This window comes from Microcystis sp. M090S1, assembly GCF_020246295.1.
Taxonomy (GTDB): Bacteria; Cyanobacteriota; Cyanobacteriia; order Cyanobacteriales; family Microcystaceae; genus Microcystis; species Microcystis aeruginosa.
The window spans coordinates 1-2,588 of sequence record NZ_JADBTF010000115.1 but is presented as its reverse complement, the minus strand read 5'-3'; the positions used below and the strand labels follow the sequence as shown (position 1 = coordinate 2,588).

Here is a 2,588-nt window from a genome sequence, read left to right as displayed (position 1 = left end):
GGAAAAACTGATAGTTTTATCGACGTAAGAAGCAGAAAAATTAGCTAAATTAACAGGATGTACTCTCAGACAATTTGAAGAGAGATAGGCTTTTAGTGCCTTGGGAACAAGCTTTATCAATTTATTCATAATCAATATTGGCAGAGGATTAAAGATTAGTTATTGTCACTAACTTTTTTGATTAGAAAAAGATAAACTTGAGAATTTTCATTCAAATTTATTGACTCAAAATCCGCTGTACTTAATTTAAATGAATCAACCCTACCCCCGCTCTGGCACTGACCAAATCCCCCCAAGATAAACTGGCAACTATCCCTCATTCAGTCTGGCATAGGGGTACTTGGATGTCACCGTCAGGCTACTATGCCCCAAACTCCGCGTCAACACATCAATATCACAGCCATTCTCCAGGCAGAGACTTGCGCTTTGATCATGTACCATTTAGGGCTGGTCTGATTCTTCTACAGAGCGATTGTCTGGCTGGGATATTATTCCTACGGAAGTCCCTAACCGCTCAGGGTCCCTCGATTTGCTACTCTAAAGAAAAGATAACCGATTCTTAAGACCAAATCTATGAGCATTCCCGAAATTAGCGTCCATGAACTCGCTCTCCGTTTAGCCGATCATGATCCTAATTTACAACTTATTGATGTGCGCGAACCAGAGGAAGTTGCGATCGCATCTGTGGCCAGTTTTACCATTTTACCCTTGAGTCAATACCGAGAATGGTCGCCCACTATTGCCAGCCAATTCAACCCCCAAGCAGAAACCCTCGTTATCTGTCACCATGGCATGAGATCCCTGCAAATGTGCCAATGGCTACAAAGTCAGGGTTTTACTAATGTTAAGAATATTAACGGTGGCATCGATGCTTATTCCCTCCTCGTCGATCCTAATATTCCCCGTTACTAATTTTCAAGGCCACCATCGGGAAAAGAGAGAGGCAAACTATCCCCTTTCTCACCATGGATTACTGATAACTGATAACTGATTAAGCGTTATACTGTCTAAAAAAATGTTATAAATCTTTTGTTAAGATTATTCCCCTATGTCCGCTAGAACCCATCTCAGCGATCGCTATCAACATATCTTAAAGGCGACAATCCAACATTATATCGCCACGGCCGAACCGGTTGGCTCGAAAACTCTACTCGATGAGTACAAGTTTACTGTTAGTTCCGCCACGATTCGCAATGCTCTCGGTAAACTAGAAAAAGAAGGTTTACTCTATCAACCCCACACTTCCTCCGGACGCATTCCCTCCGATTGGGGTTATCGTCTCTACGTCGATGAGTTAATGACTCCCGATGACCGTATCGGCGAAAAAATCGGCTATTATCTGCATCAAAACGCTAAATCTCTCGCTTGGAGTCTCGAAAGTCTGCTGCAACGGGCCACCCAACTTTTAGCCGGTTTAAGCGGTTATATCGCTATCGTTACCCTCCCCCACACCCTCACCAATACCCTGCGTCATCTGCAATTAATCCCTGTCTCAGCCAGGCAGATTATGTTAATTATTGTTACAGATAGTTTACAAACACGCTCGGTTATGATAGAGATTCCCGAGTCTATGGAAACGGACAAGAAGGATGGATTAGCAGAAGAATTACAAATCCTCTCTAATTTTCTCGGGGAAAAATTAAAAGGTTATTGCTTGGCAGATTTAATTAACCTCGATTGGCAGCAAATCGAGCGAGAATTTGCCCGTTATACCCATTTTCTTCAACAATTAAGCCAAGAAATCAGCGCTAGTCTCCAATCCACTGCCACCCCGGAGATTATCGTCCATGGTGTCGCTGAAGTCATTCGACAGCCAGAATTCGCCCAATGGCAACAAGTACAAATGTTACTGCATCTATTAGAAGCAGAACAGGATCGCCTTTTACCCCTGATTTTACAAAGACCAGAACCAGAAAAATCAGCTAAAAAAGTCAAAATCACTATTGGTTCCGAAAATCCTCTGGAATCCATGCGCCCTTGTACTCTTATCTCCGCTTTTTATAAACAGGGAGATACTCCCGTCGGTAGTGTTGGCATTATCGGACCGACGCGAATGTTATACGAAAATACTATTCCCCTGGTGGAATCCACCGCTAACTATCTCAGTGAAGCTATAAGTAAGTAGATATCGCCCGCAAAGGTTCGGGAATAGGAGAATCGACAGTAAACTCTAAAATTGTCTCACCATCCCCCAAATAGCCAGAATTGGCAAAACAGAGCAACATCCGCACCAGCGCCACCCACACCTCCGCATCGAACTCCCAATCCTGTCCCCGACGCGCTCCACAGGCGATCGATTTTAGCGCCCAAAAATAACTATTTCTCACCACTGAACCGCCTTTTTTATAAACCGGCACATCCTCATGGTGAATATAAAGAATATCATCTTTAGCGATCGCTCTCATCGGTGGCTAGGAAGGTTGCGGGAATTTTCAGCTGACTGTCCTAGATAGGGCTGGCTGAATAAATGTGAAATGTAGGCATGGTAAGGGTTTTGTGGCTTTTCTTGCGAAACAGGTGCAAGATTTTGAGAGAATCGTGCTTCAAAACCTGGCGTCTTCATCGGCCCGCGTCCTGTAGGGGCGAAG

The 2,588-nt window shown here is 44.0% G+C and carries 4 protein-coding genes; 2 read left to right on the top strand and 2 right to left on the bottom strand.

From position 1 onward, the window contains the following. Positions 1–573: 573 nt before the first annotated feature. Positions 574–912, top strand: coding sequence for a rhodanese-like domain-containing protein (locus IM477_RS05340; RefSeq protein ID WP_287730830.1), 339 nt, complete (start codon positions 574–576; stop codon positions 910–912). A 136-nt stretch (positions 913–1,048) separates the two neighbouring features. Then, on the top strand, positions 1,049–2,125 hold the full coding sequence (hrcA, locus tag IM477_RS05335) for a heat-inducible transcriptional repressor HrcA (protein ID WP_287730829.1): 1,077 nt from the start codon (positions 1,049–1,051) through the stop codon (positions 2,123–2,125). Here hrcA and IM477_RS05330 read toward each other — a convergent pair. Together IM477_RS05330 and IM477_RS05325 are read right to left on the bottom strand one after the other, a co-directional pair. After that, entirely contained in the window at positions 2,112–2,405 is a 294-nt protein-coding gene (locus IM477_RS05330; RefSeq protein ID WP_287730828.1) for a hypothetical protein, read from the bottom strand. The two genes, hrcA and IM477_RS05330, sit on opposite strands and share 14 nt — an antisense overlap. After that, the coding region (locus IM477_RS05325; RefSeq protein WP_287730827.1) for a hypothetical protein at positions 2,402–2,588 on the bottom strand (187 nt) is incomplete at its 5' end. The genes IM477_RS05325 and IM477_RS05330, both read right to left, overlap by 4 nt.